The following is a 19,903-nucleotide window of genomic DNA, read 5'->3' on the forward strand; positions in this document are numbered from 1 at the left end:
TTTGTTGATAAAAAATGTTGTAACTTTATTAACTATTGAGAAACCTTACCTAATTAACGTTATATATGAAGACACTTGGAAAAAAGATCCGGTTATTGCGCCATCAAAAAGGATGGAGCCAGGAAGAAGTTGCTAAACGCTTAGACATTTCTATCCCTGCTTTTTCTAAAATTGAAACCGGTATTACCGATATCAACCTTTCGCGCCTTGAGCAGATAGCGGTTTTGTTCGAAATGTCGGTAGTTCAGCTGCTTACCTATAACGAGGTTGAGCAAGACCAGAAGATAGCCACCGAGCTTGAAAATGTGAACAAGAAGCTGATGGACCGTGAAACTGAAGTTATTGACCTGCAGAAGAAGGTTATTGAGCTCTTTGAAGAGCTACGTCATAAAAAAATAGCCAACGCGTAATTAAAAGCCCGATTTATTCGGGCTTTTAAAATATATACCGCATTGTTAAGTGCTTTTTGCCAAATACCGCGCCAACGGCAGCATGTATGGCGAGCATTTTATCGTTAAAATCGCCAACCCACGATAGTTCCAACTCATCGTATTGCTTTAGTGGCAATACATATTCTTTTAGTTTAATGAACAGGCACGACTCTAACCCGTGCTTTTGAAACTTTTGTTTGGTGCCCATTACAATGGCGCGCATACGCGATACGCCCCGCCATTTGCGGTATAAAAAAATCAGCTTGCCCCACAGGTTAAGTTTGCCATTAAGCGACTTTATCATTTGGTTTGCATCTGGCAGTATCACCAGGAACGACGCCGGTTCGTTATCTACATATGCAAACCATATCAGTTTCTCATCCATAATGGCCTTCATCTTTTCGAAGCTTTCCAATATAGTGGCCTGGGTTATGGGCGCAAAGTTATCAAAGCCCTGCCAGGCATCGTTATAGATCTCGATAAAATCAGCAGCAAATTTATTTATTTCAGACGCATTAAAATGTGCAAAGGTATAGCCTGGTTTTTGCATAACCCAATTGGCTATCCTGGTAAACCGTTCTGAAAAAGGCTTGTGCACATCTAAATGATTTGTTATTTGCTCATACAGCGTTGTAAAACCATATTCTGAAAACAGCTGTTGGTAATAAGGTGGGTTGTAATTCATCCCGTAGGAAGGGGGCGTAAAGCCTTCAACAAGCAAACCCCAGAAATTGTCGTTCTCGCCGAAATTTATCGGGCCGTCCATTGCCTGCATGCCATTTTGCACAAGCCAGCTTTTAGCCGTATCAAATAACAAAAACGCGGCTTGCCTGTCATCAATACATTCAAAAAAACCGCAGCCCCCGGTAGCTTGTGGATATTGGTAAGCTTTATTATCGTTAATAAAGGCAGCTATCCGGCCAATCAGCTCGCCCTTATCGTTTTTTAATATCCACCGGGTTGCTTTGCCATGGCTATGGAAATTGTTCTTCAACGGATCAAAAACCGCTTCGATATCGTTATCCAACGGGCAAACCCAATTATGATCATCCTTGTAGATAATGCGCGCAACATCCAAAAAAGCTTTTTTATCAGCCTTGCTTTTTACTTCGGTAAGTATCATAGGTAATTGGTTGGCCAGCTATAAAAAAAGCATTCAGCGTATTACTGAATGCTTTACATGTATAATTTACACCATCAAGTGTTAATCGTCGTCATCATCGTCGTACGGGTCGTACGAGTCAAAGCCGGCAACACCTAAGTCGTCATCCAGGGGGATGTCCTCATCAAAATCGTCATCGTCATCCACCACTTTCTTGCCCGGCTTCGGGTCGTCATCAAAATCGTCATCCTCCTCATCGCTGATCTTTTTGGTAGAGGTGTTCAAAGGTTTTTTTGGAGCTGCCATTTTAATAAATGTTTGTTAAAACTTATATCAGATAAACCTGCTTGTTTTATTATTCGTTTGCTGCGTTATAATCAGCATTATTTACCAGTAAAAATAATTAAAATCATTTTTAATTAAAATCATTTTTAAATTTATTCAACTTGCTCACCAATAGCCGAACTATTGTCGGTAATCTCCTTTAACTGTGGAAGTTCAGCAATACTGTTTATGCCGAAATAATCCATAAAAAGGCTGCTGGTGCCGTATAATATCGGCTTACCCACACTTTCCGACTTCCCTGTTATGGCTATCAGTTCCTTTTCCAGCAGTTTTTGTATCGAGTAATCGCAGTTTACACCGCGTATTTGCTCCACATCGGTTTTGGTAACAGGTTGTTTATAGGCAATAATAGCCAGCGTTTCCAGTGCGGCCTGGCTTAGTTTCTTTTTTGAACGTTGTAATTGAAGCAGGCTGATAGCTGCATGGTATTTTTTTTTTGTAAGAAATTGATAGCCGTTATTGATCTTTACTACTTCAATTGCGAAAGCATCATCAAGGTACTTTTGGGTGATGGTGTTTACGTGTTCCGTAACCTCATCAACGGTGTAGTCATGCTCGAACGATGCTTGCAGGCAATAAATAATTTCCTCGGTACGGATGCCCTGTTCAGATGCAAAAATAAGCGCCTCGATGTATTGCTCGATGTTTTCCATAATAGTCCGAAGTCGGGAAAGTCAGTGACGTCCGAAAGTAGTAAAAATGTCCGAAAGTCCGGAAGACGGATTTATAATGAGGAGGAAAATTGTAAAGCCGGTTCGTCTTTCGGACTTACCGACTAAAAAACTTTCTGACTTAATAGTCTATCACCTGTTCTTCTATCTCGGCCGGTATATCACGCCAGTCGTATTTTTGGGTGCGCAACTGCGGCTCGAAACCAGCTTCTTTGATAGAGTCCTGTATGCCCTTTGCGGTGAAGCGGTGAGGCGCGCCGGCGGCAGATACCACATTCTCCTCGATCATGATAGACCCGAAATCGTTAGCGCCGGCATGCAGGCAAAGCTGGGCTACCTGTTTGCCCACAGTTAGCCACGATGCCTGGATATTTTTAATATTAGGCAGCATAATGCGGCTCAGGGCAATCATGCGTATATACTCGTCGCCTGTTACGTTGTTGGTGATGCCTCGAACTTTCCTTAACAGGGTGCCATCATCCTGGAATGGCCATGGTATAAAGGCCACGAAGCCATAATGGCCTTCGGGTTTTTCTGATTGCACTTCGCGGATCCAAACCAGGTGTTCAAAGCGTTCTTCAATGGTTTCGATATGGCCAAACATCATGGTGGCCGAGGTAGGCAGGTTTAGCTGGTGCGCCGCGCGCATCACATCGAGCCATTCCTGGCCGCCGCATTTACCTTTTGATATCAGGCGGCGTACGCGGTCGTTCAGTATCTCGGCGCCCGCACCGGGTAATGAGTCGAGCCCGGCATCTTTCATAGCCTTTAACACGTCGTAATGGCTCATCCCGTCCAGTTTAGATACGTGGGCAATTTCGGGCGGGCCTAATGAATGCAGTTTTAATTTAGGATAGAGCTGTTTAAGCTGGCGGAACAGATCGGTATAGAACTGCAGGCCAAGCTCTGGGTGGTGGCCGCCTTGTAACAAAAGCTGGTCGCCGCCATACTTAAAGGTTTCCTCAATCTTCTTTTTATAGGTCTCGATATCGGTAATGTAAGCATCCTCGTGCCCCGGGCGACGGAAGAAATTACAGAACTTGCAGTTGGCAATACAAACGTTGGTAGTGTTTACGTTACGATCTATCTGCCAGGTAACTTTGCCATGCGGCACCTGTATCTTGCGCAGCTCGTTCGCTACGTACATCAGGTCCGCCGTTGAGGCATTGTTGTAAAGGTAAACCCCCTCATCAATGCTCAAAAAATCAAAAGCTAAAGCACGCTGCAACAGTTCGGCTGTATTCATACACAAATATACGTTGTTGTGGCTTAAAGGTGAAAGGGTAGAGGTGAAAGGTGTTGTTGGGTTGACAAATGTGCTAACTGCACACCGTTAACTGCCGACTACCAACCCTTTATCCAATCTTAAAACCCTATCCACGCTATCAGGTATCTCGTGCTGGTAATGTGTAACATATATCAGCGTTACGTTGCTTATGCTGCAAATGGCATCAACCACGGCCTTAAAATGCTGTTGCTGGTGATCATCCAGTCCCTGGCAGGGTTCGTCAAATATGAGCAGGGCAGGGGCTTTGATCAGCGCGCGGGCCAGCAGGCAAAGGCGCTGTGCGCTGGCGGGGATATTTTTCAATAGCTGTCGCGCATATTGGTCTATCTCTAAAGCTTTCATCCAGTTCAACGCCAGGTGGGCGTTGGTTTGGCTGCTGGGTCTAAACAAACCCAATGTATCGTAAAAGCCACTCTCAATAACCTGCAGGCACGAGTTATCGGTAGGGAAATACTGGTAAAGCTCAGGCGATACAAAACCAATTTTACTTTTAATGTCCCAGATACTTTCGCCGGTGCCGCGCTTTTTATCAAATAGTGTAATATTATTGGCATAGGCTTGTGGGTTGTCGCCGTTTATCAAACTCAGCAGGGTTGATTTACCCGCACCGTTGGGGCCAAGCAGCGCCCAGCGCTCGCCGGGGTTTATTTGCCAGTTTATTTTATTCAGGATAACCTTGTCGCCGTACTTAACTAAAACATCGGTCATGCTTACTATTTTATTGTAACGATGGGTTACTGCCGGGCTGTTAAGCAATTGCCCTAATACCCCGGCGTCGACGAATGCTTTCGGCGCGGTAAAGTGCTCGCTTGCTTCATATTCCTGTTTGCTCAGGCTTTGGCTCACGCAGCCATTATCTAACATGGCCACATTGGTAATACAATCCGGAATTTCAAAAGCAGATGTTGCCATAATGATACTGATACCCGAGGCTGATACCTCGCTTAGCAGATCGTTAAACGCTTTGCGGGTTGCTGTGTCCAGGCCCGTTAGCGGATTATCTAATAGTAATATAATTGGATTTTTTAGCAAAGCGGCTGCTATCATCAGGCGTTTAGTTTCGCCGTTTGATAGTTTAATGGTTTGCTTATCGCATAGTGCGGTTAAATTCAGGGATGCTACAGTTTTATCAAACGTCCAGTATGGAGGTCGATGGTTGTTAACCTTAACGGATTGCAGGTATTGGCGTACGGTAAGGCTATCTTCAGCGTCGGACGAATTATACCGTTGCTGGTAATAAAATTCGGAAGTATTTGATAGTGTTTTAAAATGGTGCTTAGCGCCTGCAAAAGCAATAAAGCGATGAAACGTGAGCAAATCATATGTAAGTGGCATCTGCTGATGCACCTCATCCATAAAGCCATAAGTAATGTTGCCACCGCTTATGGCCATGTTACCTGCGATAACCTGCAGCAGCACACTTTTACCCGAGCCGCTTTTACCTATAAGCGCCCAGTTTTGGCCGGGATGCAGCACAAAATTCAAATTAGTGGATAGGAATTTTTCCGGGAGTTTTATCGATGCGTTATGAATGTTGATCAGAGGCAGTGTCATAGGACGGTGAATTTACACATCGGCTGCAGATTATTGCGTTCTAACTTACATTTTGTGCCCCAAACTTAACTTTGATACACTTGTAACATTTTTATTAACTTATTAACATTTCTTGGTTTTTTCAGAAAACAATATTTAGCTTTAAGCAACCTGAATGAAAAATACCAATTTGAGCTGCGGCAAGAATTAACCAGTTTTAATTATTACCCCCCAATAATTTAAGTATGGAACTATTGTTAGTTGCTGTTGAAGCCCTTGTACCCATGAGCCTGTTAGCAATCTTTATTGTATTGATTGCTGTACAATTTTTACCAAACGAGAATACAGAAACGGAAGAATCTGATTCGAATTTATTACTGTAATAATCAAGGTCTGATTATTGTACTAAGATTTACAATCATAAATCTTACAATGATCTACCATGAAAAAAATTAACTTATTTTTGATCGCATTGGCAATGGTTGCCTTTAGCGGATGTTCTGTTATCGGCGGTATTTTTAAAGCCGGGGCAGCTGTAGGCGTTATAGCCGTAATTGTAGTGATCCTGTTGGTCATCTGGATAATATCAGCGTTCAGAGGAAGATCATAAGCCGTACTTATTATATCATAACCTACTGGAAAATATTGTTTTTTAACTAAAACAATATTTTTTTTGCAGTTTTATTGCCCGCGGGACTGTTTAGGGAAGCTTATGCAGGCAGTCATGATCGCAGAACTAATCTTGATGCCGGCGTTATCTTATGTTTACAGCATCAAACGATGCAAACTAAGCCACTGCTCGCTGATGCAAGGCGCAAAACTAACGGGAATAGCCGCGTTAGCGGTTTATACGCATATCAACAACGTTCCAGCTCTTTTTATCGGCCCAGTCGCCCCCCTTATATGATAGGCTTACCCGCCAAGTGGTTTTAACTATTTTTCCGGCGCTGTCTGCCGCGTCAACATACGATGATATATTGTAGGTGTTGCGGGCGGTATCAATATCAGATTCGAACCTGCTTTTTGGGAAGCTGGCCGTACCCGGCTGACGCAGTTTATCGTTAATAAATACCTTGGCTATAGCAAACGCTTCTTTAGCATTTGGTTTCCGGTTTACATGTACGCGCCGGTTTTGCAGCACACGTAGCATTACCACAAAAAACAGGAGCGCAAACAGGAAGGTGAATATTGTAGCGATCCTGATGCGGGGGTGATGTCGCCAGTGGGTATTCTTCTTGTCTTCGTCGCTAAGGTTTTTCCATTCAGAATATTTCATGTGTACGCTTTTCCATCAATAAACAAACTTCCACTCGAATGTTTTCACGTAAATAAAAGGCAAAAAAAAACGCCCCTGAAAACCAGGGGCGTTTTTTACCAAAAAAAGTTATTACATTTTTTTAGCAGCAGTATCAGTTGCAGCAGAATCCATTTTAGTTGAATCTGTCATAGTAGAAGTTGAATCCATTTTAGCCGAATCCATTTTAGCTGAGTCCATAGCAGCTGAATCAGCAGCAGATGATGAACCAGAACCTTTACAAGCAGCAGTTGAAACAGCGATAGCTAAAGCTAAAAAGCCAATTTTGAATGCATTTTTCATTGTTTGTTTTTTTTAAGTGATTTAATAGTTTTTCGTTAGTTAATACCCAAAACAAAAAAAGGTAACCCACTTTTTAAAAAAAATGCAGGTTACCTCTTTAAAAAATTAAAAAACTTAAAAAATTAACAATGTAATTTTTTAGTATTTAACGGGTTACGTTAAATTATTTTTTAGTTGAATCAGCTTTAGCTGAATCAGCTGGAGCAGCAGTAGAGTCAACTTTAACAGTAGAATCAACTTTAACAGTAGAGTCAACTTTAACAGTAGTATCAGCAGCAGAATCAGCTGAAGATGCAGAACCAGAACCTTTACAAGCAGCAGCTGAAACAGCGATAGCTAAAGCTAAAAATGCGATTTTGAATGAATTTTTCATTTTTTGTTGTTTGATGATTTGTAAGTTATTTTATTCTTATCGGTTGTTAATACGCCGATCTGAAAAAGGTAACCCACTAATTTAAATTATTTTTTACGCTGTCGTTTTTTGTTGAATCAACAGGCGCGGCGGTCGAATCAACTTTTACAGTACTGTCTACCCCGTTTGTAGCTTTTTGACTTTCGCAAGGTATTAATGGTCAAATTCTTTTCGCTTCTTACTTTGTTTTACGCTATCCGTACCGCCCGATCCGGATTTATCCATCCCGCTGTCGATTGCAGATGGCGCGCCGTTAGCTTCGGCGCCGCCGGCATCAGGAGCATTCTTGTTTACCGGGGTATCTACCCGCGTACTATCCGGAACGTGCGTAGAATTGTTTCCGCTGCACGCGGCAAATGTTGTAGCGATAAAAAACGCTAAAAAACTTGTCTTTATTAAATTTTTCATACTAAGCTGTTTATGTTATGCCATACCTAACTCAAATTTAATGCCGCTCTGTGCTAATAAATATTTACCGATATTGCGGCAAGATGCGGAATACAGCATGCTATTAACATAAACCGAAAAAATAAAAAATATAATTGGGTTACAATTGAGTATAAAAAGTATTAAGTAGTGAATAATCAGTTAAATGTGGAAGCACCATCGGATAGGGAAGTGATCATTGGGATACTTAATAACTCTGATAGTGTTTTAAAAAAATTATACCTGGCTTATTTTCCAATGGTTTTACAACTCGTTATCAGTAACAATGGCGACGAGGATGAAGCTAAGGATATTTACCAGGAAGCGATAATAGTTCTTTATAATAAGGTTAAGCGGGGCGATTTTGAGCTGAGCAGCAAATTAAAAACGTACATATATTCGATATGCAGGCGTTTATGGTTAAAGCGGCTTAAGCAACTGAACAGGTACGGCGGCGATATAAAAGATTTTCAGGAGTACCTGCCGGTTGAGGATGAGGTGGAGATGCACGAGGAACGCGATATGCAGCTTAACAAAATGGGCGACGCGCTAAAGTTACTCGGCGAACCCTGCAAAACTATTATGGAGGATTTTTACATGCATAACAGATCGATGCAGGATATCTGCGAACGGTTTGGCTATACCAATGCTGATAACGCGAAGACACAGAAGTACAAGTGCTTGCAAAGGCTGAAGAAATTATTTTTTCAGCAGTAATATAAGGAAGGGGCGACGAAATGAAAGATAACCAACTTTTAGAAATGATAGAGAGCTACCTGAGCGGCGAAATGCCCGAGGGTGAACGCGCTCAGTTTGAGGCATTGCGCAAAAAGGATGCGACCATTGATGCAAAAATAACAGAGTACAAACATTTTACAGGCCTGTTAAAACAATATAACGACCGCTTGAGCATGCAGGCCCGTTTAGACGAGATACACGAGGAAATTGATGTGCATACCCTTAAAGACGACCTGATGGCGCATCCATCGTGGGTGGTACAAATGTGGCGTAACCATCACTCAAAAATATCAGTTGCAGCGTCGGTAGCTATATTTGCGGTTTTGCTTATACTTTACGCCACCGGCGACCTGAGCAACAAGGATCCCCGTTTCCAGCAATTGAGCAGGGAGGTTAAACTGGTTAAAGACCAGCAGCGCCAGTTGGGGCAGCAGCAGGATAATATTATTAAAAGCACTAAAACAGGTCCCAGCATTTCTGCACGGTTCAGAGGTACAGGTTTCGCCCTTACCGGTAACGGGTACATTGTTACCAATTATCATGTGATAAACGGTGGCGACAGCGTGTATGTTCAAAATGCTGCCGGCGAATCGTACCACACCAAAGTGGTTTATACCGATCCGGCGTATGATGTAGCCATTTTACAGATCAACGATACGTTGTTCAAAAATATCGGCCCGGTGCCGTATACCTTTAAAAAATCGAAAAGCGATTTAGGTGAAGTAGTATATACATTGGGTTACCCCGGCGATGACATCAAGTTTGGCCCCGGCGCGCTAACCGCCAGCACCGGTTTCCGCGGCGATACCACCGAATATGAAGTATTTATACCCGTTAACCCCGGCAACAGCGGTGGCCCCTTACTTGATGATAAGGGCAATATCATTGGTGTGATAAACGGTAAGCAAACCCAAACAACCGGAGCGGCTTTCGCGGTAAAATCAAATTACCTGCTAAAGGCCATTCAAAACATCCCTGCCGATTCGTTAAGCAAATCGCTTACACTTAACACCAAAAACACCCTGGCCGGCCTTAGCCGTACCCAGCAAATAAAAAAGCTGCGTAACTATGTGTTTATGGTGAAGGTTTACAACCAGTAAAAAATCAACAATTTATATAGCGAAGAGGGATGCGGGAAACTGCCTCCCTTTTTTTGGCTCACTTCATCAACGCGTCATTGCGAGGAGCGATAGCGACAAAGCAATCTCTTTGAGCCATTCGTTGATGTAAGGTGTTGAATTGTCCTAAAGAGATTGCTTCGTACCTCGCAATGACGCGAGGACAGGTAGTTGTCAACCTACCCACTAATCACAAACCTCTTATCTCTAAAATCCTACCTATCCACCTCGCCCAATACAAAATCCAGTGAGCCGATAATTGCCACCAGGTCGGCTATCATGATGTTTTTGCCTATTTCGGGCAATACAGATAGGTTGTTGAAGCTTGGGCCACGTACTTTAGCGCGGAATGGAATTTCGGAACGTTCGTTATTATGCACAAAGTAAAAGCCCAGCTCGCCTTTGGCGCCTTCGCAGCGGGCGTAATAATCCTGCACTTTTGGAGTTAGTTTGCGGGGCATTTTAGCGCGGGGGTCAAAATCGGGGGTACGTTTTAATTCGTTTTGCAAACGGTTAAGGCACTGCTCAACAATATGCAGCGATTGTTGAATCTCGTCAACGCGCACTTTGTACCTGTCCCAGCAATCGCCGGTTGTGCCCATTTCGCCTTTACCTACCGGGATGTCAAATTCCAGTTCGGGGTAAACCGAGTAATTATCAATACGGCGAAGATCGTACTTAAGCCCCGAGCCACGCAGCACAGGGCCGCTGCAGCCGCAGTTAATGGCCACATCCATAGGCAACACCCCAACATTGGCAGTGCGGCTTATAAATATCTGGTTATCGGTTAAAAGCTGGTTAAGCTCAACCATTTTTGGTTTAAAGTAATCTACAAACTCGCGGCAGCGCTCTTCAAACCCGACGGGTAAATCGTAAAATAAACCACCTACCCAAATATAGTTATACAACATGCGCGAGCCCGAGGCCCATTCCAGCATGCCCATAATATGTTCGCGGTCGCGGAAGCACCACAGGAAAGGGGTGAAAGCCCCAATATCAATACCGTAGGTACCAATGGCGATCAGGTGCGATGCAATGCGGTTAAGCTCGCATACCAGTACGCGGATGTATTCTATCCGTTTTGGAATATCCTGATCAATGCCCAGCATTTTCTCCACGCCCATTACCCAGGCATGGCTGTTGTTCATTGATGCAAGGTAGTCCAGCCTGTCGGTAAAAGGGATGGTTTGCTGATAGGTGAGCGATTCGGCATGTTTTTCGAAACAACGGTGCAGGTACCCTACATGGGGGATCACTTCCTTCACTATCTCGCCGTCGGTTATCAGCTCCAGCCGCAAAACCCCGTGTGTTGACGGATGCTGCGGCCCCATGTTAAGCACCATATCCTCTACGGCGGCGTCCGCTATCTTTTTGTGATAGGCTTCTAAAGCACGGTTATATTTTGATGTCTCTGTGTTCAATGTTTTATCCGTGTCGTCATTGCGAGGTACGAAGCAATCTCTTCCCATGCAAATCTAACCTGCAAAGTCAGGAGATTGCTTCGTGCCTCGCAATGACGGTTATTATTTTTAGTCAACTTTTATCCCCTTATAATATTCTGCTGCTTTATAATCCTTCCTTAACGGATAACCTTCCCAATCATCGGGCAGTAAAATTCTCCTCAGATCAGGGTGGCCTTCAAAATATATCCCTACCAGGTCGTAAGCTTCGCGCTCGTGCCAGTCCGCAGTGCGGTAAACCGACGTGATACTCGGGAACGATGGCAAATTATCCGCCGTGCGGTCATTTTCCTTACTTATTTTAAGTGTAAGCTGTAAATGGTAGGGGATAGAGGACAGGTGATACACCACACCAAACCGGCCGACTTCTGCCCCGTAGTCCATTCCTGTTAAGCACGAAAGAAAATCGAAATAAGTTTTTGGGTTATTGCGCAGCTCTAAACAAACACCGGCAATATGGTCCGGGTTTATCAGCAGTGCGGGTTGCAGTCCGGTACGTTCTTCGCCGATAATTACAGTTTCGCCAAACTTTTGGATAAGCAATAATTTGATATCATCAAAACTCATGGTGCCAGCCGAACAATTTTCCAGTTTTTATTATCCGTTTTCTTATAAACTATCCTGTCGTGCAGGCGGCTGCGGCGGCCCTGCCAAAACTCTATCAGGCGGGGCTTTAAAATGTAACCGCCCCAGTACGATGGTTTTGGCACTTCGCTATCAGCGTATTCAACTTCCAACGCTGCCATCTTTTGTTCAAGCTCTTCGCGGCTGTCAATTTCCCTGCTTTGCGGCGATGCTGCCGCGCCGATCTGGCTAAGCTTGGGGCGCGAGTGGAAATACTTTTCAGAATAAGCTTTATCCAGTTTTTCGATAGTGCCTTCAATACGTATCTGGCGTTCCATATCCCCCCAAAAGAATACAAGGGCGCCTAACGGGTTTTTACTTAGCTCTTTACCCTTTCGGCTAAGGTAATTGGTGTAAAATTTAAAGCCATCATCGCTAAAGCCTTTAAGCAGCACTATCCTTGCCGATGGCCGGCCATCCTGTGTTGCGGTGGCCAATGTCATGGCGTTGGGCTCGTGTATCTTAAAATTAATAGCTTCGTTAAACCACTTGTCAAACTGGCGTATGGGGTTGGCGTCAACGTCGGTTTCGTTCAGCGAAGCCGCGGTATAGTCCTGCCGTAAGTTTTCTATATCTTTTTGGTCCATCGACGCAAACTTACAAATTAATTATACCGTACATATCTACAGGCAGTTCATTTTGACGATTAAAGAACATATTTTTAAATTTACTGTTAATCATATGTAAATATACCACCCATGCTAAGTCAAATTTCGGCGGCTGCGGGCCGTTTGCTCATATCAGAACCTTTTATGCCCGATCCTAATTTTAAGCGGTCGGTTATCCTGCTTACTGAGTACTCAGAGGCGGGCGCTATGGGTTTTATTCTTAATCACCAAACCGAGTATTTGCTGGGCGATATATTGCCGGATATTTCGTACTCAGAGATACCTGTGTACATGGGCGGGCCGGTTGCGGGCAATACACTGCATTACATACATCGCTGCCCCGACGAGATAGACAATGGTATTGAGATATGGGACGGTATTTACTGGGGCGGTGAGTTTGAGCAGATCAAAGAACTCATAAGCAATTATCAGTTAAAAGAAGACGAGGTGAAATTTTTTATGGGTTACTCAGGTTGGACACCCGGACAGCTTGATGATGAGCTTCGCGAAGACGCCTGGATAGTGGCCAATAAATTTGAAGCCGATAATATATTCAGCAATAACGAGCAAAACCTGTGGAAAGAGATAGTGATCAGCCTTGGCCAGCGCTACGCCCATATTGCCAATTTTCCGGAAAACCCGATGTTAAATTAAGTGATTCCGGATTCCGGATTTGTGATCTCCCATTTGTCATCCTGAATATACTGAAGGATCTAACCACCGAAACGGTCACGAACTCTTCGTTAGTGAATACTTCGCTATTGCTCCGTATGACAGCGCGTTCTCTTCCGGACTTTCCGACTAAAAACTTCCGACTCACTTCTCCATTTCTGCTGCCGAGGCTTCAACAATCTGCTTTAACTTTTCTTTAAAGGCGATAAGGTTTTGAACCAGATATTCATCAGCGGTCGAGAGGATCTGCGCTGCCAGGATGCCTGCATTTTTAGCCGCATTAAGGGCAACGGTAGCCACCGGGATACCGTTTGGCATTTGCAGGATAGACAGGATAGAGTCCCAGCCATCAATTGAGTTGCTTGATTTTACGGGTACGCCAATAACAGGTAAGTGGGTTAACGAGGCCACCATGCCCGGCAAATGCGCGGCACCACCGGCACCTGCAATAATTACTTTTATGCCCCGGTCGGCAGCGGCACGGGCGTAGCTGAACATCCTGTCGGGTGTGCGGTGTGCCGATACCACAGTTATTTCATATTCCACACCCAGTTCTTTTAAAACATCCGCGGCATCCTGCATAACGTTCAGGTCCGATTTGCTGCCCATTATAATGGCAATTTTTGGTTGGCTCATTGGTTGTATTGTTTATTTCAAACCGTCATTGCGAGGTACGAAGCAATCTCTTTGAGCAAATCCTTTAGACAGGGCGTCTAATTGTCCTAAAGAGATTGCTTCGTACCTCGCAATGACGTGGGTTTAATTTTTTGTTTAACTTTTATGCAATCACTTTTAGCGTTTGCTGCACATACCTTGCCTTTTCTATCGCTCTTTCTCTGTCGTTATCTATAACGGTAACGTGCCCCATCTTGCGGAAAGGCTTAGTTAGCGCTTTACCGTACAGGTGCACATAAACACCATCGCATTTTAATATTTTTTCGATGCCCTGGTAAATGGCAGGGCCTTCGTAGCCTGCTTCACCTAAAATATTTACCATAATGGCGTTGCTCAGGCAGGCGGTATCGCCCAGTGGCTGGTTAAATATCGCACGTAAATGCTGCTCAAACTGCGACACCACGTTACCTTCAATACTTTGGTGGCCGCTGTTGTGCGGGCGTGGGGCCAACTCGTTCACCAGTATCTTACCATCTTTGGTCAGGAACATTTCTACTGCCAGTATGCCAACAATGTTCAGTGTTTCGGCTATACGTTTAGCAATATTTTCGGCCTCCATCTGCACCTCAAAAGCGAACGTAGAGGGGGTGATCAAAAATTCTACGAGGTTAGCTTCGGGGTTAAACTCCATCTCAACCAACGGAAAGGTCTTTACTTCGCCACTTTCGTTACGGGCTACAATTACGCCAATCTCTTTCTCAAAATCAACCATCCTTTCAATAATGCTCGGCTCCGTAAAGGCGCTGGGCAAATAGCTTTCATCGTTTACCCGGTAAACGCCCTTGCCGTCGTAACCATCGCGGCGCAGCTTTTGAATGTAGGGAAAGGGGATATGACTTTGCGCCAGTTGCTCGGGCGATGATATCACCTGGAACTCGGCGGTTGGTATGTCGTTCTCTTTAAAAAACTGTTTTTGCAGGCCTTTGTCCTGTATCAGCCTAATAATACGCGACTGCGGGTAAACCAGCACCCCTTCTTTCTCCAGTTGCTCCAGCGCGTCAACGTTTACCTTTTCTATCTCGATGGTTAACAGGTCAACCTTTTTACCAAAGTTGTAAACCGTTTCGTAGTCCCCCAGCGATCCCACAACAAACTCGTTGCAAAGCTTGCGGCAGGGCGCCTCGCGGTCGGGGTCCAGTACCTTAACGGTAACGTTATAGTTTATTGCCTGCTGTATAAGCATGCGGCCCAACTGGCCGCCGCCTAAAATCCCTAATTTTAAATCGCCGTAAAATGCTTTCATTGTAGGCTGCAAATTTACCTAAATCTTTTAAATAGCGGTTGAAGAATTATTGCTTGTAAAAATATACCATCAAACTATCTGCAAACAAAGCTGTTTTAATTGTCACAAATTAAGTGCAATAGGTAGGCTGTTGGCTAAAAATACCCTTAAAAAGCCTATCTTTGCGCTGTTTTTACTTACCTCTATACAACTTCATGAAAACCAAAATAGCAGTAGCAAAAGGTGACGGCATAGGCCCCGAAATTATGGCAGCCGTTCTCCGCATATTTGAAGCCGCCAATGTACAGCTCGATTACGAGTTTGTAGAAATGGGCAAATCTTATTTTGATGCAGGCCACTCTACCGGCATGACCGCCCTGGCTAAAGAAACTATTGAGCGCTTAGGCCTGCTTTTTAAAGGCCCTATGGAAACCCCTAAGGGCAAAGGCGTAAAAAGTATTAACGTAACCGCCCGGAAGGTGTGGAATACTTATGCCAACCAACGCGATTTTAGATCTTTAAATGGTGTTGATACTGTTTTTTCAAAAGCAGGTATCCCCATTAACCTGACCATAGTACGCGAAAATATTGAAGATACCTACGGTGGTATAGAGCATTTGCTAACTAACGACGTTGCTGTTGGCCGCCGTATCATCACCCGCCCCGGTTCGGCGCAGGTAATACGGTATGCTTTTGAAATGGCGCGCCGTAAGGGTTATACCAAACTGGCCTGCGGCCACAAGGCCAATATCATGAAACTTACCGATGGCATGTTCTTGGAAACATTTTATGAGATAGCACGTGAATATCCGGATATCGAATCATCAGATATTATTGTGGACGATTTGTGTATGAAGCTGGTATCAAGGCCGGAGATGTTCCAATCTATCGTGTTAACCAATTTGCAGGGCGATATTGTATCTGACCTGTGCGCAGGTTTGGTTGGCGGCCTTGGCTTTGCCCCATCTGCCAACATTGGCGATAATATATCTATCTTCGAGGCCGTACACGGTACCGCGCCTGATATTGCTGGTCGTGGTATTGCCAACCCTACGGCTTTACTGCTATCGGGTATATCCATGCTGCGCTATCTTGGTTTTACTACCGCTGCCGCGACTATCGAAAACTCGCTGCTTTACACCCTTGAACAAGGGGTACATACCGGTGATTTTGGCGACAAAGCAACCCCATCGGTTAATACCGAAGCGTTTGCCGACGCGGTGATAAGCAACCTGGGACAAACCCCTGCAAAGGGCGCCGTGGTGGGGCAGCCGGATATGGAAGTGAAAGCCAACCACGATCATCCTTCAAAAAATAAGCTTACCGTTACCAACGCTAACACAAAAGAGGAGATGATAGGGGTAGATGTGTTTGTACAATCTAACAAGCAACCAAACGAACTTGCCGAAATAGCCCAGCGTAAACTGATAGATAACTTTCATTTGGTGATGATATCAAACCGGGGTACACAGGTATGGCCAACCGGGTCCATTTTTACCGAGTTGGTGAACGAATATCGTATGCGTTTTGAAAAGAAGGAAGGTACCGATATTACCCAAAAAGAGATACTGCATATCGCTGCCGACTTGTCGGAAGATTTTAAAGTATGCTCGGTAGAGTTCCTGATGAAATTTGATGGTAAAATAGGATACACCCTGGCGCAAGGGCAATAGTTAAGTCTAAAGTCTAAAGTTTTAAGTTAAAAGTCAAAATAAAAAGGCCTGTCCGTTAGTTACGGACAGGCCTTTTTATTCCGGATATTTGCCAACTGCCAACTGCCAACTGCCAACCGCCAACTGCTTCAATCGCTGTCGACCGTACGTTTACCAACCTTGTTATCGTTAGCTTCTTCGGGATTGATCTTTTTGATATACAGTTCGTCTACCAGGATTATACAAATCGAAAGCAGCGGTACCGCTAATATTATACCCAACACGCCCGATAATACCCCCATAATAACCTGGCTGATAATGGTTAAAGCAGGGGGTATGTTGATCATCTTTTTTTGAATGAGCGGTGTAACGATATTACTCACTATGGTTTGCGACACCATATAAAGCAACGCGGTAATAATAGCAGTATTAACGTCCTTTGTTAATGCCAGCAGTACGCCGGGTATCATCGCGGCCAATGAGCCAAAGTTTGGTATCAATTTTAACAAGCCGGTTAAAAGCGCCAGTACCAGGGCTACCGGTATGCCAATGATGTACAAACCGATGCTTATCATGATAAATATAAGCACCATAGAAAGCATTGTGCCTTTTAACCAGCCCTTTAAAGCCTGGCTGGTACGGTCTATTACCTGCCGGGCCATAGGCTTATTCTGAACCGGAAAAAGTTTAATGATGCCATCTTTATACAACGAGGGATGTGTGGTGAAGAATATCCCCAGAAACAGTATGATGTAAATATTGCCCAGCACACCAAAGCTGGTGCTAAAGAAACTGCGCGCGGTAGAAAATACCTTGTCGCCGTTGTCATCATTAAAATATTCGAGCACCTTGGCGCCGAGGGGACTTTCGCCAAGCTTTAACTTTAAATTGCTGATGGTTTGGGGCAGGCTTTCGCTAAGGATGGCAATTTGCCCCTGTATGGTAGTGCCCATAAACCAAAACAATGCGCCCAAAAGTAAAAACGACCCCCCAACGGATATGGTCATGCACCATTTGCGGTTCCACTTGGTGCGGCGTTCAATAATATCGCCCAGGCCATGAAAGTATACCGCAATTAACGACCCGGCAAGTATCATCAGCAGCACATTAAAGGCTACCCGGGCTATTAAAATAGCCACCACCAGCAAGGCTACTATGGCTACTGTGTGCCATACCTTTTCGATATAGGTAAGCTCTTTTTTGGGGTGTTTTGGCGCTTCTGGATGTTTTTCGGGCATAAGGCTGCAATATTATGTACTAACGACACACAGCACACCTAAAAAGTTTTAAGAATTTTACCTGTGCGAAGCCTTTACTTTATAAAAGTACGCTATCAATTTTTCTATGCTGCCCAGGCTAAAGCGGTTGTTGCGTATCTGCTCAACCACTTCGGGTTCATCGGCCATTACCTCGCTCATGATATCGTTAAAGTTTTCGCTGGTGAGGTGCTGCATATTAGCCGTGTTGCTGCCATAATAATAGCTTAGCTTGGTATTGTTGCTGCCGCCCTCGCCGCCACCTATGCTTATACCTAAACCGCCGCCGTACGATGCGCCGTAAGTGCCCGCGCCAACGCCCATTGATGGTGCTACCCGCACCTTTTTGCCGCCGCTGCCACCGCTGCCTGCGCCGCGGGTAGCATAAATTTTCATTTCCTCGTTAACGGCTACGCGTACAAAATCAAAGTCCTTTTTGGCCCAGGTTTCGTTGCCGGGCGCGTGCGCCACCACAAAGCTATCCTTACCTGCTACAAACGACTGCAGGTCGCTGGTGCTCAAAAAATACGGGGTGGATTTTTCCTCGTCCTTAAACTCAATAAAGCCTTCGTCTTTTATCGGCCCCTTACCGCCGGGGTTAGGGTGGATGAAGCCTTCGGTTTTTACGCCTTTTATATCGATAAAAAAGCCCGGCAGCCATTTTTGTGCCATAACGCTGCTACTTGTTATCAGTATCAATAACAAGGCAAGTGCGGCCTTAAAAATATGTTTAACGGGAAGTATATAATTAATAGTCATATGATCTTTTTGGCATTTGCCCTGTTTTATAATAGGTCAGCAGGTCTTCCATATCACCATAACGAAATGTTTTATCTTTAATTTTGGCCACCACCTCGGGCTTGTCGGCCATAATATCGCTCATCACCTCAATAAACTGTTTCTTCTCCAGTTTGGTAACGTTATCCTTATTGGTGCCATAATAATAAGTAGTGCGGGTGCCGCCGCCAACAGTGGTAGCTATGCCCACGCCTACGCCAAAATTGCCGCCGCCGCCACCGGTGTTAAGCATCAGCGGGAAGCCGTTCTTAGCTGTTTTAACCGTAAAAAGTTTAGTAGGGTTATCAAGCGATACGATCATGAACGGGTTGTTTTTAAACAGCACGTTGTGCGATACCACAAAGCTATCGGCACCCATTACAAACGATTTTATTTTATAATAGGGGATAGGGAATACCTCCGAGTGCTCGTTGGCGGTGTACAGTATCTGGTCGCCATCGGCGTACTCGCCTTTGTGGGGCGGTTGCCATGATATCAGCCCGTCGAATATCTCGCCGCTGGTATGGTAAACCGTACCCTCGAACCATTTGCGTTGTGGCCCCTGAGCGTTGGCAGTAAGCCAGCCGGTAAGGATAAAAAGTATCAGTGTTATTTTACGCATGGTTTAATTATTTGAACCGCTGAATGGATCAGGGGCCTGTGCCGGAGGCATTACATCGTATTTATAAAAATAAAGCAGGTCGTCCATGTCACCATAACGCAGTTTCTTATTTTTTATTCTTGCAACAGCTTCGGGCTTGTTTGCCATTATCTGGCTCATAATTTCGATGAAATTCTTTTTATTAAGTTCGGTGAGATCTTCGGGACCATTACCGAAAAAATAAGTTGTTTTGCCGCCTGAAACACCGGCCCCTACAGAAAAGCCTGTGCCCATTGACATTCCGGATGACTGGGACATGGTAGTCCAACTGTACAGTTTTACCTCATTTGCAATTACCACCTTTAAAAACGGAGCCTTTTCAAATTTTTTATTTTGGGAAACAACAAAGCTATCAACGGTTTCCTCATTTCGCCTCATGGTAAACGAAGTAAGGGCAGTAGAGTTAATCTTAACGTCATCAGCGTTTTTATTGGGTTTGTAATATATATGATCGCCTTTCTTTTTAAAAATTGAAGGGGCTGGAACTTCCCATGAAATTAGTCCTGCATGTTTTACACCAACTGAATCATAGTAAGCTCCTTCGTCGTAATGTTTGCCAAATAATTGCGCCTTCGCGCCAATTGTAATGCTTAAAATACAAAGCAGGAGTAATATTTTCCTCATAAATGGTTTAG

Annotated in this window: 24 protein-coding genes; 6 read left to right on the forward strand and 18 right to left on the reverse strand. The window is 44.3% G+C overall.

Features of this window, described 5'->3' with window-relative positions; all coding sequences use genetic code 11:
• Window positions 1–65 precede the first annotated feature (65 nt).
• Window positions 66–410 carry a helix-turn-helix domain-containing protein gene (locus GWR56_RS14600; protein WP_162431961.1) on the forward strand — a complete coding sequence of 115 codons (345 nt, stop codon included), beginning with the start codon at window positions 66–68 and terminating at the stop codon, window positions 408–410.
• 25 nt (window positions 411–435) lie between these two features.
• Here GWR56_RS14600 and GWR56_RS14605 read toward each other — a convergent pair whose 3' ends face one another.
• The 5 genes from GWR56_RS14605 to GWR56_RS14625 form a co-directional block, all read right to left on the reverse strand.
• Window positions 436–1,554 carry a GNAT family N-acetyltransferase gene (locus GWR56_RS14605; protein ID WP_162431962.1) on the reverse strand — a complete coding sequence of 373 codons (1,119 nt, stop codon included), beginning with the start codon at window positions 1,552–1,554 and terminating at the stop codon, window positions 436–438.
• An 81-nt stretch (window positions 1,555–1,635) separates the two neighbouring features.
• Window positions 1,636–1,839, reverse strand: a complete 204-nt coding sequence (locus tag GWR56_RS14610) for a hypothetical protein (RefSeq protein WP_162431963.1) — start codon at window positions 1,837–1,839, stop codon at window positions 1,636–1,638.
• Window positions 1,840–1,970: 131 nt separating this feature from the next.
• The gene (gene scpB / locus GWR56_RS14615) at window positions 1,971–2,531 is read right to left on the reverse strand and encodes an SMC-Scp complex subunit ScpB (RefSeq protein WP_162431964.1); all 561 of its coding nucleotides are present in this window, start codon (window positions 2,529–2,531) and stop codon (window positions 1,971–1,973) included.
• Window positions 2,532–2,670: 139 nt separating this feature from the next.
• Window positions 2,671–3,795 carry a cyclic dehypoxanthinyl futalosine synthase gene (mqnC, locus tag GWR56_RS14620; protein ID WP_162431965.1) on the reverse strand — a complete coding sequence of 375 codons (1,125 nt, stop codon included), beginning with the start codon at window positions 3,793–3,795 and terminating at the stop codon, window positions 2,671–2,673.
• A gap of 87 nt (window positions 3,796–3,882) precedes the next feature.
• Window positions 3,883–5,391 (reverse strand): ATP-binding cassette domain-containing protein, encoded by a 1,509-nt coding sequence (locus tag GWR56_RS14625; protein ID WP_162431966.1) that lies wholly within the window; start codon window positions 5,389–5,391, stop codon window positions 3,883–3,885.
• Window positions 5,392–5,812: 421 nt separating this feature from the next.
• Here GWR56_RS14625 and GWR56_RS14630 point away from each other — a divergent pair, with 421 nt between their 5' ends.
• Complete coding sequence (locus GWR56_RS14630; RefSeq protein ID WP_162431967.1) at window positions 5,813–5,980, forward strand: phosphatidate cytidylyltransferase; 168 nt, start codon at window positions 5,813–5,815, stop codon at window positions 5,978–5,980.
• 228 nt (window positions 5,981–6,208) lie between these two features.
• On the opposite strand, the gene GWR56_RS14635 is transcribed toward GWR56_RS14630, so the two are convergent.
• The 4 genes from GWR56_RS14635 to GWR56_RS14650 all read right to left on the reverse strand — a co-directional run bounded on the left by GWR56_RS14635 (window position 6,209) and on the right by GWR56_RS14650 (window position 7,787).
• Window positions 6,209–6,646 carry a hypothetical protein gene (locus GWR56_RS14635; protein ID WP_162431968.1) on the reverse strand — a complete coding sequence of 146 codons (438 nt, stop codon included), beginning with the start codon at window positions 6,644–6,646 and terminating at the stop codon, window positions 6,209–6,211.
• A 111-nt stretch (window positions 6,647–6,757) separates the two neighbouring features.
• Window positions 6,758–6,967 carry a hypothetical protein gene (locus GWR56_RS14640; RefSeq protein ID WP_162431969.1) on the reverse strand — a complete coding sequence of 70 codons (210 nt, stop codon included), beginning with the start codon at window positions 6,965–6,967 and terminating at the stop codon, window positions 6,758–6,760.
• 163 nt (window positions 6,968–7,130) lie between these two features.
• The gene (locus tag GWR56_RS14645; RefSeq protein ID WP_162431970.1) at window positions 7,131–7,340 is read right to left on the reverse strand and encodes a hypothetical protein; all 210 of its coding nucleotides are present in this window, start codon (window positions 7,338–7,340) and stop codon (window positions 7,131–7,133) included.
• Between the two features lie 192 nt (window positions 7,341–7,532).
• Window positions 7,533–7,787 (reverse strand): hypothetical protein, encoded by a 255-nt coding sequence (locus tag GWR56_RS14650; RefSeq protein ID WP_162431971.1) that lies wholly within the window; start codon window positions 7,785–7,787, stop codon window positions 7,533–7,535.
• A gap of 168 nt (window positions 7,788–7,955) precedes the next feature.
• Between GWR56_RS14650 and GWR56_RS14655 the strand changes: the two genes are divergently transcribed.
• Both GWR56_RS14655 and GWR56_RS14660 read left to right on the forward strand, forming a co-directional pair.
• Complete coding sequence (locus GWR56_RS14655) at window positions 7,956–8,522, forward strand: RNA polymerase sigma factor (protein ID WP_162431972.1); 567 nt, start codon at window positions 7,956–7,958, stop codon at window positions 8,520–8,522.
• A gap of 20 nt (window positions 8,523–8,542) precedes the next feature.
• The gene (locus tag GWR56_RS14660; protein ID WP_162431973.1) at window positions 8,543–9,643 is read left to right on the forward strand and encodes a S1C family serine protease; all 1,101 of its coding nucleotides are present in this window, start codon (window positions 8,543–8,545) and stop codon (window positions 9,641–9,643) included.
• A 233-nt stretch (window positions 9,644–9,876) separates the two neighbouring features.
• Here the strand turns inward: GWR56_RS14660 and GWR56_RS14665 are convergent, their stop codons facing one another.
• The 3 genes from GWR56_RS14665 to pdxH all read right to left on the reverse strand — a co-directional run bounded on the left by GWR56_RS14665 (window position 9,877) and on the right by pdxH (window position 12,332).
• Complete coding sequence (locus tag GWR56_RS14665) at window positions 9,877–11,004, reverse strand: NADH-quinone oxidoreductase subunit D (RefSeq protein ID WP_221262148.1); 1,128 nt, start codon at window positions 11,002–11,004, stop codon at window positions 9,877–9,879.
• Between the two features lie 186 nt (window positions 11,005–11,190).
• Window positions 11,191–11,688: an NADH-quinone oxidoreductase subunit C gene (locus GWR56_RS14670; protein ID WP_162431975.1), complete on the reverse strand. Its 498-nt coding sequence runs from the start codon at window positions 11,686–11,688 to the stop codon at window positions 11,191–11,193.
• On the reverse strand, window positions 11,685–12,332 hold the full coding sequence (pdxH, locus tag GWR56_RS14675) for a pyridoxamine 5'-phosphate oxidase (protein WP_162431976.1): 648 nt from the start codon (window positions 12,330–12,332) through the stop codon (window positions 11,685–11,687). Before pdxH ends, GWR56_RS14670 begins: the two co-directional genes overlap by 4 nt.
• Before the next feature lie 111 nt (window positions 12,333–12,443).
• Between pdxH and GWR56_RS14680 the strand changes: the two genes are divergently transcribed.
• The gene (locus GWR56_RS14680) at window positions 12,444–13,007 is read left to right on the forward strand and encodes a YqgE/AlgH family protein (RefSeq protein WP_162431977.1); all 564 of its coding nucleotides are present in this window, start codon (window positions 12,444–12,446) and stop codon (window positions 13,005–13,007) included.
• A 162-nt stretch (window positions 13,008–13,169) separates the two neighbouring features.
• Here GWR56_RS14680 and purE read toward each other — a convergent pair whose 3' ends face one another.
• Both purE and GWR56_RS14690 read right to left on the reverse strand, forming a co-directional pair.
• Complete coding sequence (purE, locus tag GWR56_RS14685) at window positions 13,170–13,661, reverse strand: 5-(carboxyamino)imidazole ribonucleotide mutase (protein WP_162431978.1); 492 nt, start codon at window positions 13,659–13,661, stop codon at window positions 13,170–13,172.
• A gap of 142 nt (window positions 13,662–13,803) precedes the next feature.
• Window positions 13,804–14,943, reverse strand: coding sequence for a 5-(carboxyamino)imidazole ribonucleotide synthase (locus tag GWR56_RS14690; RefSeq protein ID WP_162431979.1), 1,140 nt, complete (start codon window positions 14,941–14,943; stop codon window positions 13,804–13,806).
• Window positions 14,944–15,137: 194 nt separating this feature from the next.
• Here GWR56_RS14690 and GWR56_RS14695 point away from each other — a divergent pair, with 194 nt between their 5' ends.
• The gene (locus tag GWR56_RS14695; protein ID WP_162431980.1) at window positions 15,138–16,595 is read left to right on the forward strand and encodes an NADP-dependent isocitrate dehydrogenase; all 1,458 of its coding nucleotides are present in this window, start codon (window positions 15,138–15,140) and stop codon (window positions 16,593–16,595) included.
• A 128-nt stretch (window positions 16,596–16,723) separates the two neighbouring features.
• Here GWR56_RS14695 and GWR56_RS14700 read toward each other — a convergent pair whose 3' ends face one another.
• From GWR56_RS14700 to GWR56_RS14715, 4 genes are read right to left on the reverse strand one after another with little or no spacing between them, the layout of a single operon-like run.
• Entirely contained in the window at window positions 16,724–17,812 is a 1,089-nt protein-coding gene (locus GWR56_RS14700) for an AI-2E family transporter (RefSeq protein WP_162431981.1), read from the reverse strand.
• Window positions 17,813–17,869: 57 nt separating this feature from the next.
• Window positions 17,870–18,589, reverse strand: coding sequence for a hypothetical protein (locus tag GWR56_RS14705; RefSeq protein ID WP_162431982.1), 720 nt, complete (start codon window positions 18,587–18,589; stop codon window positions 17,870–17,872).
• Entirely contained in the window at window positions 18,579–19,229 is a 651-nt protein-coding gene (locus tag GWR56_RS14710; RefSeq protein ID WP_162431983.1) for a hypothetical protein, read from the reverse strand. The genes GWR56_RS14705 and GWR56_RS14710 overlap by 11 nt, the downstream gene beginning before the upstream one ends.
• Before the next feature lie 3 nt (window positions 19,230–19,232).
• Window positions 19,233–19,892 (reverse strand): hypothetical protein, encoded by a 660-nt coding sequence (locus GWR56_RS14715; RefSeq protein ID WP_162431984.1) that lies wholly within the window; start codon window positions 19,890–19,892, stop codon window positions 19,233–19,235.
• Window positions 19,893–19,903: the final 11 nt, after the last annotated feature.

It is taken from the genome of Mucilaginibacter sp. 14171R-50 (assembly GCF_010093045.1).
Lineage (GTDB): Bacteria > Bacteroidota > Bacteroidia > Sphingobacteriales > Sphingobacteriaceae > Mucilaginibacter.